Below are 12,883 nucleotides of genomic sequence, written 5' to 3' on the forward strand. Positions count from 1 at the left end.
TAGCACGCCACAACTGGCCAGACGAGCCACACCGGCGTCTTTATTTGTCTTGCGGAGATACCCTTATGCTGACCCATACTCAACGCGACCTGATCAAAGCCACCGTGCCGCTGCTGGAAAGCGGCGGCGAGGCGCTGACCACCCACTTCTACCGGATGATGCTCAGCGAACACCCCGAGGTGCGCCCGCTGTTCAACCAGGCCCACCAGGTCAGCGGCGACCAGCCGCGTGCCCTGGCCAATGGCGTGCTGATGTACGCCCGCCATATCGACCGCCTCGAAGCCCTCGGCCCGCTGGTGCGTCAGGTGGTGAACAAACACGTGGCCCTGCAGATTCTCCCCGAGCACTACCCCATCGTTGGCAGCTGCCTGCTGCGCGCGATCCGCGAGGTGCTGGGTGCCGAGATCGCCACCGACGCGGTGATCGAAGCCTGGGCCGTGGCTTACCAGCAACTGGCCAATATTTTCATCGGCGCCGAAGAGCAGCTCTATACCGAGAATGCAGCGGCGCCGGGCGGCTGGCGCGGCGCACGCAGCTTCCGCGTGGCGCGCAAGGTGGTAGAGAGCGTCGAGATCACCTCCTTCCACCTGGTGCCGGTCGACGGCGGCGCCCTGCTCGACCATCAACCCGGCCAGTACATCGGCATGCGCCTGCTGCTGGATGGCGAAGAAGTGCGCCGTAACTACTCGCTGTCGGCCCTGGCCAACGGTCGCGAATACCGCATCAGCGTCAAGCGCGAGGTTGGCGGCCGTGTCTCCAATCACCTGCACGATAACGTTCAGGTCGGCGACGAACTCGAACTGTTCCCGCCGTCTGGCGAGTTCACCCTGAGCGCCTCGGACAAACCGCTGGCCCTGATCAGTGCCGGCGTCGGTATCACCCCTGCGCTGGCCATGCTCGACGCGGCGCGGCACAGCGGCCGTCCCATCCACTTCATCCACTGCGCGCGCAATGCCGAGGTGCACGCTTTCCGCGACTGGGTCGATGCCCATGCCGCCGAACACCCACAGATCCGTCACTACGTTTGCTACAGCGAACCGCGGGACGGCGACCAGGCCGACGCCAGCGGTTTTCTGAGCCGCGATCTGCTGGAGCAATGGCTGCCGGCCGAGCGCGATCTGGACGCCTACTTCCTCGGCCCGAAACCCTTCATGGCTCAGGTCAAGCGTCATCTGCAGGCGCTGGGCGTTCCCGCCGAGCAAAGCCGCTACGAATTCTTCGGCCCGGCTTCGGCACTGGATAGCTGATCAATCAGGAGGTAAACCATGTATCCGCTCAATCTTCCAGCTGCGCACATTCTTCATCTGTCCAGCCAACTGCTCGGGGGCGGCCTGATTCTGCTACTCGTCGGGCTGGTCGCGGCCTACGGTCTGGAGAAGCACCTGAATGTGCCGACACTGGTATTGGCCCACAGCCTGACACTGATCGGCCCCAGCGTACTGAAGATCGGCTACGTGCTACGTCTGATCGCTCAGGAGCGCCTGAACGACAGGGCATGTGCTCATGCAGTTGCTTGATCGCCAGCAGGCCCTGGCCATTGCGCCGCTCTGGCGCCTGGGCTTTCGGCCGTTCTTCCTCGCCGGAGCCCTGTTCGCCCTGCTCGCCGTCGCCCTCTGGGCGGCGGTGCTGAACGGTCTGACAAACCTTGCGGTGCCCGGCGGCATGTTGGCCTGGCATCGCCACGAAATGCCCTTCGGCTTCGGCCTGGCCATCATCGCCGGCTCCCTGCTCACTGCCGTACAGACCTGGACGGGCCGCCCCGGCCTCAGCGGGCGGCCGTTGATCGCGCTGTTCGGTTTTTGGCTGGCGGCGCGCCTGGCCTGGTTCGCACCCGTGCCGTTGCCAGTACTGATCATCCTGCAACTGGCCTTTATCGGCCTGTTCATCGCGCAGATGGCGCACCAGTTGATTGCCGCAAGACAGCGCAACAACTATCCGATTCTGCTGGTCCTGAGTCTGCTCGCGCTGTGTCAGTCCCTCACTCTCGCTGGCCTGGCAATCGGAGATGGCGACCTGCAACGCCGAGGGGCACTGGCTGCACTGTGGCTGATTGCAGTCATGCTGGGCCTGATCGGTGGACGGGTGATCCCCTTCTTCACTCAACGCGGCCTGGGGCGGGTCGAGGCCTTCGCCGCCCATCCCTGGCTGGACCGTCTACTGCTGGCCTGCGGCGTGCTGGTCGCGGCACTGTTTGCCAGCGGACATAACCTGCAGGCCCGGTCCTGGTTGGCCGTGCCCTTTATCGTGCTGAGCGTGCTGCATGGCCTGCGCCTGTGGCGCTGGTACCTGCCGGGTATCTGGCGCGTGCCGCTGCTGTGGTCGCTGCATCTGGCCTACACCTGGCTGCTGGTCGCCAGCCTCGGCATGGCCGCCTGGCACCTGGGCTGGCTGGCGCAACCCAGCCAGCCCAGCCATGCATTGGCGGTGGGTGCGATGGGCGGGCTGATCCTGGCGATGATGGCCCGGGTCAGCCTCGGCCACACCGGACGCGCCCTGCAACCACCTGGTGTGATGGCCTGGGCCTTCGGCCTGCTCAATCTGGGCGCTTTGATCCGGGTCTCGACCGGTGGCGGCTGGCTATGGCTGGCGGCAATCTGCTGGAGCGTGGCCTTCGCACTGTTCGTCTGGCATTACGCGCCGATGTTGTGTCGGGCGCGGGTGGATGGGCATCCGGGGTGAAACGCCTGGTGCGATCAAACGGCCAGACCGTAGCCCGGATGCAATCCGGGGCAACGATTTCCCGGATTGCATCCGGGCTACGCTTTTAATCAATCGACCAGCGTGCAGGCCATCACCAGCGCATCTTCGCGCCCACCCACTGCCGGGTAGTAATCACGCCGACGTCCCACTTCGTTGAAGCCAAAGCGCTCGTACAGGCGATAGGCACTCTGGTTGCTGGCGCGCACTTCGAGGAAGCACTCACGCCCGCCCAGCTCGTACGCCTCTTTCATCAGGTGTTCGAGCAGACGCAAACCAAGGCCACGCCCCTGGCTTTCTGGCTTGACTGTGATATTGAGCAGATGCGCTTCGTCGAGAATCAGGTTGATCACGCCGTGGCCGACCTGCTGATTGCCCTCGAACATCAGCCAGCAGTTATAGGACTTGAGGCTGTCGGTGAAGATGCCGCGCGTCCAGGGATGGCTGAAGGCGGCGTATTCAATTTTCAGCACGGCATCGAGATCCGCCTCGGTCATCGGGCGGAAGGAAATCGCATCGCTCATTGGGCGTAACTCGGGCACAAAGACGGGGGTTCTCAGGAATGAGCAGGGGCTGACCAGCGCTGACGAACGCGGCGCATGGCCTGCCATAGTTCGCGCTTGCGCGCCGGCTCTTCCATCAGCAGTTCCAGGCCCGGCAGGGCCCAGCAGGCGCCGAGGCCTTCGACCTGCAGTTCGCGGTTGTAGCTGTGTTCGTCGCCTTCGCCGGCAAAACGAATGGCCGGCAGACCCACCAGCCACAGACAGGCGCTGGGCTGCTCTTCAAGACGCGCTGCCACGAAGCTCTGCACGAATTCCAGCGCCGCTTGCGGGCCTTGATCCATATTGCCGCGCACCAATAGCGGCCAGCGCACCGGCTCGCCGAGCAGTTGCGGGCTGTCCGGCAGGCCCGCAGCGCGTAGCAGATCCTTGAGCAGGATGTAGGCTGGGTCGCGGCTCTGGAAAGGCTGGCCGGTGGGCAGTTCCACCAACAGGGCGCAATCGCCGGCACGCAGCAACTGCAGGGAAAAACGCGGCGGCGGAGCACTGACGCGAGCAGGCTTTTCTTCGACCGGCTCCGGCTCCGCCGCTGGCACTTCGGCTACCACCTGGCGCGGCTGGGCACCTGGGCGAGGGATCTCGATCTTCGGACGCTCGACTGGCGCCTCACGCACGGGCACCGGAGTGACAACAACAGGCTCTGGCACAGGCTCGAACGACTCCTCTTGCTGCGGCTCGAGCAGCTCCAGGCGCGACGCTGCCGCGAAGGGCAGTTCGGTACGCGGCAGCCAGGTGGCCACCTGCATGGCGTCGAGGTAGGCGCGACGGCGCTGTTCAGGAATCACAGGCGCTCCAGAGAGAGAATTTTCAACAGGGGCGGATTGTCGCGTGAAATGGCCGGAGCGGGAAGCGTCGCAACGGGATTGCGACCAAACAACGTCTGCCCCATAAAACAAAAGCCCCGCTGTTCGCACAGCGGGGCTTTCGGGGTTCACCTGGGCTTACTGATCCCAGGGACGATCGCCATGCTCATCCTTGATGCGCGTCGGCAGACCCATTACGTCCAGCAGCTTGAGGAACGGCTCGGCCGGCAGCTCCTCGACGTTGACCATACGCTTGGCATCCCATTCGCCACGCGCGACCAGCAGCGCGGCGGCTACTGGCGGCACACCGGCGGTGTAGGAGATACCCTGGCTGTCGGTCTCGGCGAAGGCGTCTTCGTGGTCGGCCACGTTATAGATGAACAGCTCGCGCGGCTGGCCATCCTTGGTGCCCTTGACCAGGTCGCCGATGCAGGTCTTGCCGGTATAGCCCGGCGCCAGCGAGGCAGGGTCAGGCAGCACGGCCTTGACCACCTTGAGCGGCACCACTTCGAGGCCTTCGGCGGTCTTGACCGGCTGCTCGGAGAGCAGGCCAAGGTTCTTCAGCACGGTGAACACGTTGATGTAGTGGTCGCCGAAGCTCATCCAGAAGCGGACGTTCGGTACGTCGAGGTGCTTGGACAGCGAGTGCACCTCGTCATGGCCGGTCAGGTACAGGTTCTGTTCGCCCACCACCGGCAGATCGTCGGTGCGTTTGACTTCGAACATGCTGTTGCTGGTCCACTGGCTGTTCTGCCAGCTGTAGACCGTGCCGGTGAATTCGCGGAAATTGATTTCCGGGTCGAAATTGGTGGCGAAGTACTTGCCGTGCGAGCCGGCGTTGACGTCGAGGATGTCGATCGACTCGATCGTGTCGAAGTACTGTTGTTGCGCCAGAGCGGCGTAGGAGTTGACTACGCCCGGGTCGAAGCCGACACCAAGGATGGCGGTCACGCCCTTGTCCTGGCATTCGGCCAGGTGCTTCCACTCGTAGTTGCCGTACCACGGCGGGGTTTCACAGATCTTGCTCGGATCTTCGTGGATGGCGGTGTCCAGATAGGCGACGCCAGTGTCGATGCAGGCGCGCAGCACGGACATGTTGAGGAACGCCGAACCGACGTTGATGACGATTTGCGACTCGGTCTCGCGGATCAGTGCCTTGGTCGCTTCCACGTCCAGGGCGTTCAGCGCATAGGCCTTGATCTCGCCGGGCTGCTTGAGGCCGCCCTTTGCCTGCACGCTGTCGATGATGGCCTGGCATTTGGAGATGTTGCGCGACGCAATTGCAATGCGACCTAACTCGTCATTGTGTTGCGCGCACTTATGGGCCACCACCTTGGCAACACCTCCTGCACCAATGATCAGAACATTCTTCTTCAATTGTTTCACCTCCAGAGAACTGCGTTGTTTTAAGCGTTTTGATGCGTATTTTGGGTGGTGGGCTGAAGCCCACCCTACGACCCAAATCAGGACAGTTGGTAGGGTGGGCCGGGCGGCGTTCCGCTTCAGCCCACCGCAGCAATGTCAGGACAGGCTGGACAGGTAGTCGTCGAAGCCAAACTGGCGCGCCACCTCGACACTACCGTCGAGTTGTTTCACCACGATGGACGGCATTTTCAGACCGTTGAACCAGTTCTTCTTGACCATGGTGTAACCCGCCGCGTCGATGAACGACAGGCGATCACCGATCTGCAGCGGCTTGTCGAACTGGTACTCGCCGAAGATATCGCCGGCCAGGCAGGATTTGCCGCACACCATATAGGTGTGTTCGCCGTCATTCGGCGCCATCTTGGCGTTGAGGCGGTAGATCAGCAGGTCGAGCATGTGCGCTTCGATGGAGCTGTCGACTACGGCCAGGTGCTTGCCGTTGTACAGGGTGTCGAGCACGGTGACTTCCAGTGAGGCGCTGAGGGTGATCGCCGCTTCGCCCGGCTCCAGATATACCTGCACGCCGTATTTCTCGGAGAAGGCTTTAAGGCGCGCGCAGAAGGCATCGATCGGATAGCCCTCGCCAGTGAAGTGAATGCCGCCACCGAGGCTGACCCACTCGACCTGAGCGATCAGGTGACCGAAGCGCTCCTCAATGGTGGTGAGCATCTTGTCGAACAGCTCGAAGCTGCCGTTCTCGCAGTTGTTGTGGAACATGAAGCCGGAAATCTGGCCCATGACCTGCTCGATTTTCGCCGGGTCCCACTCGCCCAGGCGGCTGAACGGCCGCGCCGGGTCGGCCAACAGGTAATCGGAGCTGCTCACCTGCGGATTGACGCGCAGGCCGCGAATGGTGCCCTCGGTACGCTCGGCGAAACGCTCCAGTTGGCCGATGGAGTTGAAGATGATCTTGTCGCAGTTGGCGACCATCTCTTCGATCTCGTCGTCGGCCCAGGCCACGCTGTAGGCGTGGGTTTCGCCGGCGAACTTCTGCCGACCGAGCTTCAACTCGTAGAGGGACGACGAGGTCGTACCGTCCATATACTGCTGCATCAGGTCGAACACCGACCAGGTGGCGAAGCATTTCAGCGCCAGCAGCGCCTTGGCACCGGAGTTCTCACGCACGTAGGCGATCTTCTCCAGGTTGACCAGAAGCTTCTGTTTGTCGATGAGGTAGTACGGCGTCTGGATCATCTCGTCGCCCCAGCAAGGTCAATCAATGGAGGTCTTTCGGGCACCTCTAAAAACTACCTGCGTTGCCATCACTGCGTTAAAAACAGGCTCAAAATGCTCATTTACTACTCGTAAAGTCGAACGCGACTCCGACCGTTTTTCGCCTGTTTTTGCCTTGCGCTGAAGGCCTCGCCTACGTTTTTAGAGGTGCCCTTTCAGCCCCCGGGAAAAAGTGGACGCGAATTGTGCCGATAACCGGCGAATATCGAAAGGGCATTGGGGATTTTTTGTACAACCGGTGATGACCGGAGTCTGGCCTGGCTGAGCGGAGACCCTACGGCCGAGCGGTTACAGTGATATGACCGGGCAAGGCCTGTCCATCACCTGCGCCTCCCCAGAGCGGACAAGACTGGTGCGGATCACATTGGCGCAACATCCGCAGCGCTCACTGTTGGCGAAACAGGCTCAGCAGATGCTCGGCGATGGCGCCGCGGATGGTGTCGATGCTCAAGCGCGAGCAGTGAGCGAGTTTGGCGGGATTGATGCGGTGCAAATGCAGTGATGGCATGCGCGCTTCGTACTCACGCAGATCGCCTTTCACCAGCACGGGCAGAAAATGTTCGCCGCGCGCTCGATAGCGCTCGATCAGTAGACGCAAGCCGGCCTGGAACGGCAATTCGCGCGAGGCAATCAGGCGCGACTCACCTGGCACCTTCATATATAGGCCGTCGAACCCCACCGCTTCACCAGGCAGGATGTGCACGCCGGTGGGCTCCACCGCATCGGCGGGAATATCGTGAAAGGTGTCATGCCAGGCCATCTCGTCCGGCAGGATGGTGATACCGCCCTGCTCATCGTGCGGCACCACGAAGCTGTAGTTGCTGTAGAGCTTCTCGACATAGCTGGAGTAAATGCACAGGCGGTTTTCGAAACGCCGCAGGAAAGCGATGGCCTGGGCACGGTCGGTAATGGCGTGCAGATCCCAGTTCAGATCGCGCTGGTGCTGCAGCTCATGCCAACGGGCATCGACATTCAAGGCAAGGGCAGACATCAGGGGCTCCACAAACAGGTTCACGGCTAACCACGGCAGAAAGCGTGCCACCTCTCCAACCCAGGTTTTCTCGGCTTTTCAAACACTTGCCAGCGTTTCCCACGCACAGCCCGTCCCAATGTGCCGAATAGCGTCACCTGCCTCTGATCGATTCGGACTCAAACCCGGCATCCACCTTGCAGTACAATCGCTGCTTTTAACTTGCCTGGAACCGGCGCCTCGATGATCGATCCCAAGCGCGTATTGCGCGCCCTCGCCGAACACTGGACGTTGCTCGAACCGCTCTGCGAGCGTTTCGACGCCGGCACCCTGAGCCTGGTGGAGCTGCGCGGCCAGCTCACCGCGCAACTGCCCGACGCCACGCCCAGCGACACCACTGCGTTGCTCGACACCTGGATTCGTCTGGACATCCTGGTGCCGGTGGCCAAGAGCCCCAACCGTTTCGAGCTCAACGCGCAGATCCACGACTTTCTCGCCTACCTGCGCCGCGAGCACCGCCTGGGCCTGTGCCTGGAGATCGAAGCCTACCTGCGCCATCTGGAGCGCCTGGCCGGCTATATCCAGGACGCTTTCGAGGTGCGCGATGCCAACGACCTGGCGCGCCAGTTGCGCCTGCTCGACATGCGTGTGCGCGACGTATTGAAGAAACTGGCCAACGACGAACAGGCGCTGGTCAGCGTGGCCGACCGCGCCAAGACCTCGGATCGGCAGATTCCCCTGCGCCAGCGTTATGCCGAAGTACTGGCCACCTGGGACGAATACGTCGAGCCGATGATCCAGCTGGTCGCCGCCGACGGCGCCTTCGAGCAAGGCGTGCGCCGCGTCGAACAGGTGCTGCTGCGCCTGCTCGGCGACCAGCAGCGCCTCGGCCAGTTGGTCGACGACGACCTGCTGCTGCGCACCCACGCGCGCATCCTGGAAATGCAGACCACTGCCCAGCTGACCCTGCGCAAGGCTCGCGAGCTGCTGCTGCCGCTACGCGAGGAAGCGCGCCGTCACAACGCCGTGACACGTGGCGCGGCACTGGCGCTGTCAGTGATCCGCAAGAAGGGCATCGACGCTGTGCCACAGGCCGCCATGCCGCTGTTCACTCGACCGCAGAGCAACTTCCTGGGTAGTGCCAGCCAGGTCGAAGCCTACGTCTATGCCCTGGCGCGCTTCGAAGCCAAGCCGGCGCATTTCCCCAAGGCCAGCGGCAGCCGCAAGGGCGGCGCGCCCAAGGCGCCGAAAACCGCGCGGGAAATGATCGAGCGCTGCGAACAGGCGCTGCCGCTGCCGGACCTGATGGCCTGGCTGCTGGAACAGGAGCCGGAAGGCGCTACCGACGAGCTGCTCTACTGGTTCTCGCGTCTGTCGCGCGAGTCACGCTTCCAGCGTGAACGCCTGGAGCGCCGCCCGTACCTGACCCGCGAACACGAGGTCAGCCTCAGCTCCTATGCCCTGCTCAAGACTCCGTAGGGTGCGCCGTGCGCACCATAACCGACGACCCGGTGCGCACGGCGCACCCTACTCGGCTCCACTAGCCAACGGATTGCCATGAACATCGATCTAAAAGAAATGACCCAGCTCGCGGCCGCCTTCCGCGATCTGTTCAAGGGCTACCACATCTCGCGCAGCGAGCCGGAGTGCTACGCCCAGCTGTCCAGCATGCAGGACCAGTACCGCGCGCTGTTCCGCGCCCTCGGTTTCGAGCTGGTGTGCGACCCGCGCGGTTTCTACTACTTCGTCCCCGAGCAGGTCGCGCCGCAGGTGAACAAGACCGCCCAGCGCCTGGCGCTGTTCACCTTCATTCTCGTGGAACATCTCGCTGACCAGGGCCGTGACCCGCTTTCCGTGCTCGACGGCGGCAGCATCGGCCGTGACGAGCTGCCGGCGCTGCTGGAGAAGTACCGCGACCTGTTCCTGCAGGCCGAGGTGACCACCTTCGAGGAGCTGGAAGACAAGATCATCCGCCGCCTCATCCAGCTCGGCTTCGCCGAGGACAGCAACGGCGTGTACCGCTTCCTGCCGCCGATGCACCGTTTCCTCGACGTCTGCCTGTCGGTGCAGCACGACCGCGACCTGGCCGCCAGCCTGCACAGCAGTGACCTGCCGCTGCCGGCGCCGGTGCTGCTGGACGATGACGGCGATGCCGACACGACCGCGACCATCGATATCGAAGAATCCGAGGAAGATGCCCTGGCCCGCGCCATGGCAGACGAACGCGCTGCACAGGAGATGGACGCATGAGCCAGGAACGCTACGGTATCCGCCGCTTCGCCCTGCTGAACACCGCCGGCTACAGCCTCGGCCTGTTCCCGCTGGAAAACCCGCTGTCAGTCTACGGCGCCAACAACCTGGGCAAGTCCGCCTCGATCAACGCCCTGCAGTTCCCGATCCTGGCGCGCATGTCGGACATGAGCTTCGGCAAGTACAGCCTGGAAGCCTCGCGCAAGTTCTACTTCGCCAGCGACACCAGCTACATCCTCGTCGAAGTCGCCCTGCCCCATGGCCCGCACGTGATCGGCGTGGCCGGTCGCGGCCCGGGTGGTGGCTTCGGTCACCAGTTCTTCGCCTACGCCGGCGAGCTGGATCTGGAGCACTATCAGCACAACGGCACCTGCCTGCGTCAGCGCGAACTGTTCAAGAACCTCGGCCAGGCCGGTATCACCGCCTACGAACTCAAGCCCGACGAACTGCGGCGCCTGCTGGTCGGCGGCCACACCAGCATCCCGCTGGACCTGACCCTGATCCCGCTGCGCTCGACCAGCGAGCAGAGCCTGAAGACCTTCCGCGCGCTGTTCATCAACCTGCTGCACATGCGCGAGATCACTGCGGCGAAACTCAAGCAACTGTTCCTGGATGCCTTCGAGCACAGCCTGCGCTCCGGCAGCGTCGACTACATCGCCGCCACCGAGGAAGCCTTCCGCGATGTACGCCGTATGGAACAGGACTACCAGGCCCTGGTCACCGCCGGCCCGCTGATCGAGGCACTGGCCTCGGGCGTCACTCAGCGCGAGACGCTGCGCGGCAAGCTGCACCGTCTCTCGCCACTGCTCGACAACCTGCTGGGCACCTGGCACGACTACGCCGATGCGCGCAAGGAAGAGCTGGTGATCCAGGCCGAGCATTACCGCAACGAGCAGGACGGCCTGCAGAACGAACAGCGTGGCGGTACCAGTGAGCTGATGCGCCTGGAACGCGAGATCAGCGAGATCCAGCGCTGGCTCGGCGAGCTTTCCGTGCTGAAGAACCGCTTCGCTCTGGTGGACGATGCCAAGGTGCTGGAGGAGCAACTGCTCGCCGCCAAGGACGCCCACGACGAACTGGCCGGAGCCCTGGCGCAATCACGCCAGTTCTCCAGCGAAGACCTGGACGAACGTCTGCGCGATCTGGAAAAACGCCTCAAGTCGGTCAAGCAGCAGCTCGATCACGCCGACAACAACAGCTACTCGCGCCTGCGCGAGGAATTCAGCCAGGCCGACGTCGACCGCCTGATGCGCCTGTTCAACGGCCAGCTGTTCAGCCTGCCGCTCGGCGAGAAAGGCATCCAGGCCGAGGGCGATGACTGGGTCAAGGCGGTCGAAGCGGTGCTTGATCGCTTCAAGGGCGATACCTTCGCCGTGCCGGGCCTGTCCATCGACCTCAGCCATATCGAACCGCCAGCGCTGCAGGCACTGGCCGATCGCGCCGCTCTGCGCGACCAGAAGGATCGCCTGGAGCGCGAACTCAAGCAGCTCAAGACCCAGCAATCGGTCGCCGCCGACCGTGCCGCCAGCAAGGCCCAGGCCGAGACGCTGTATCAGGCCGTACTGGATGCGCAGAAAGCGCTGGAAGACTTCCGCAAGAGCCAGACCCTGGCTGCCGAGGAGCCACAGAAACTGGAGCGCCTGGCCGAGCTGGAAGGCGCCCAGGACGAACTCAAGCGTGCCAGCGATGCCTTCGCCGAGCGCGTGCAGCAACTCTCCGCCAAGCTGCAACTGGTCGGCCGCCAACTGGCCGATCTGGAAGCCAAGGAGCGCACCCTGGAAGACGCCCTGCGCCGTCGCCAGTTGCTGCCGGCCGACCTGCCCTTCGGCACGCCGTTCATGGAACCGGTGGACGACTCGCTGGACAACCTGCTGCCGCTGCTCAACGACTACCAGGACACCTGGCAGGCACTGCAGCGCATCGACGGCCAGATCGAAGCGCTCTACGCCCAGGTGCGCCTGAAAGGGGTGGCCAAGTTCGACAGCGAGGACGACGTCGAGCGCCGCCTGCAACTGCTGGTCAACGCCTACGCCCACCGCCAGGACGAGGCGCTGACGCTGGCCAAGGCGCGCCGTGCGGCAGTCACCGACATCGCCCGTACCCTGCGCAACATCCGCAGCGACTACGACAACCTGGAACACCAGCTGGCGCTGTTCAACCGTGAGATCAACAAGCGCCAGGTCTCCAACCTGCAGAGCTTCCGCATCGTCCTGGCGCCGAACAAGGAAGCCCTACGCCATATCGACCAGATCATCCACAGTGCCGGCCAGTACGAGGAAGGCGAGACCCTGTCGGTGTTCGACCTGTCGCAATCAGCCGACCAGGACGCGAAGAACGAGGAAGCCAAGGATTACCTGTCGCGCCTGGTTGCGGCCAACGGCAACCAGCTGGGCCTGAAGGATCTGTTCGAGCTGGCCTTCGAGATCACCAAGGTGCACGGCCAGCCGATCATCCACACCGACATCGATGGCGCTGCCTCCAACGGCACCACCATGACCATCAAGGCGCTGACCAACATGTACCTGTTGCTGCACCTGATGGATCGCGAGCAGGCCGGGCGCGTGCGCCTGCCCTACTACCTCGACGAGGCGGCCGACATCGACGAACGCAACCAGCAGGCGTTGATCGAGACCAGTCTGCAGCTCGGCTTCGTGCCGATCCTGGCCTCGGTGAAGCCGCAGGTCTCGGCACACGTGGCCATCGACCTGGAAGGCGGCAGCGGCCCCAACGGCATCTACATCGACGAGGCGGACTGGAAGTTCATCAAGCCGCGCGAAAGTGCCAAGGTCGAGGTGCCTCAGCAGGCCGAAGCGGTCGAACCAGCCTGACGGCCTGTCGCGGCTAAAGCCCCTCCCACAGTTCAGGATGCACCTGTAGGAGCGGCTTCAGCCGCGAGCTTTTATAGCCACAAAAATGAAAGGGCCGCTCAATGCGGCCCCTTTCAT

11 protein-coding genes are annotated in these 12,883 nt (G+C 63.4%); 6 read left to right on the plus strand and 5 right to left on the minus strand.

Annotation, left to right across the window (positions count from 1 at the left end):
• Positions 1-65 precede the first annotated feature (65 nt).
• From hmpA to GV002_RS19300, 3 genes are read left to right on the plus strand one after another with little or no spacing between them, the layout of a single operon-like run.
• The gene (hmpA, locus tag GV002_RS19290; protein ID WP_160019883.1) at positions 66-1,247 is read left to right on the plus strand and encodes an NO-inducible flavohemoprotein; all 1,182 of its coding nucleotides are present in this window, start codon (positions 66-68) and stop codon (positions 1,245-1,247) included.
• Positions 1,248-1,265: 18 nt separating this feature from the next.
• Positions 1,266-1,517 (plus strand): transmembrane sensor/regulator PpyR, encoded by a 252-nt coding sequence (locus tag GV002_RS19295; RefSeq protein ID WP_160019884.1) that lies wholly within the window; start codon positions 1,266-1,268, stop codon positions 1,515-1,517.
• Positions 1,504-2,679 (plus strand): NnrS family protein, encoded by a 1,176-nt coding sequence (locus tag GV002_RS19300; RefSeq protein ID WP_160019885.1) that lies wholly within the window; start codon positions 1,504-1,506, stop codon positions 2,677-2,679. Before GV002_RS19295 ends, GV002_RS19300 begins: the two co-directional genes overlap by 14 nt.
• Positions 2,680-2,768: 89 nt before the next feature.
• On the opposite strand, the gene rimI is transcribed toward GV002_RS19300, so the two are convergent.
• The 5 genes from rimI to GV002_RS19325 all read right to left on the minus strand — a co-directional run bounded on the left by rimI (position 2,769) and on the right by GV002_RS19325 (position 7,709).
• The gene (rimI, locus tag GV002_RS19305) at positions 2,769-3,221 is read right to left on the minus strand and encodes a ribosomal protein S18-alanine N-acetyltransferase (RefSeq protein ID WP_021488733.1); all 453 of its coding nucleotides are present in this window, start codon (positions 3,219-3,221) and stop codon (positions 2,769-2,771) included.
• Positions 3,222-3,253: 32 nt separating this feature from the next.
• Positions 3,254-4,042: an energy transducer TonB gene (locus tag GV002_RS19310; RefSeq protein WP_160019886.1), complete on the minus strand. Its 789-nt coding sequence runs from the start codon at positions 4,040-4,042 to the stop codon at positions 3,254-3,256.
• Positions 4,043-4,198: 156 nt separating this feature from the next.
• Positions 4,199-5,437: a saccharopine dehydrogenase family protein gene (locus GV002_RS19315; protein WP_160019887.1), complete on the minus strand. Its 1,239-nt coding sequence runs from the start codon at positions 5,435-5,437 to the stop codon at positions 4,199-4,201.
• A 144-nt stretch (positions 5,438-5,581) separates the two neighbouring features.
• Positions 5,582-6,679, minus strand: a complete 1,098-nt coding sequence (locus tag GV002_RS19320; RefSeq protein ID WP_072426134.1) for a carboxynorspermidine decarboxylase — start codon at positions 6,677-6,679, stop codon at positions 5,582-5,584.
• Between the two features lie 424 nt (positions 6,680-7,103).
• Positions 7,104-7,709 carry a hypothetical protein gene (locus tag GV002_RS19325; protein WP_160019888.1) on the minus strand — a complete coding sequence of 202 codons (606 nt, stop codon included), beginning with the start codon at positions 7,707-7,709 and terminating at the stop codon, positions 7,104-7,106.
• Between the two features lie 222 nt (positions 7,710-7,931).
• Between GV002_RS19325 and mksB the strand changes: the two genes are divergently transcribed.
• The 3 genes from mksB to mksF all read left to right on the plus strand — a co-directional run bounded on the left by mksB (position 7,932) and on the right by mksF (position 12,766).
• On the plus strand, positions 7,932-9,167 hold the full coding sequence (mksB, locus tag GV002_RS19330; RefSeq protein ID WP_160019889.1) for an Mks condensin complex protein MksB: 1,236 nt from the start codon (positions 7,932-7,934) through the stop codon (positions 9,165-9,167).
• Positions 9,168-9,245: 78 nt separating this feature from the next.
• Positions 9,246-9,938: an Mks condensin complex protein MksE gene (mksE, locus tag GV002_RS19335; RefSeq protein WP_160019890.1), complete on the plus strand. Its 693-nt coding sequence runs from the start codon at positions 9,246-9,248 to the stop codon at positions 9,936-9,938.
• Positions 9,935-12,766, plus strand: a complete 2,832-nt coding sequence (mksF, locus tag GV002_RS19340) for an Mks condensin complex protein MksF (protein WP_160019891.1) — start codon at positions 9,935-9,937, stop codon at positions 12,764-12,766. Before mksE ends, mksF begins: the two co-directional genes overlap by 4 nt.
• The last annotated feature ends 117 nt before the right edge of the window (positions 12,767-12,883 follow it).

The sequence above is a fragment of the Pseudomonas sp. 8O genome, from assembly GCF_902506495.1.
Lineage (GTDB): Bacteria > Pseudomonadota > Gammaproteobacteria > Pseudomonadales > Pseudomonadaceae > Aquipseudomonas > Aquipseudomonas chaetocerotis.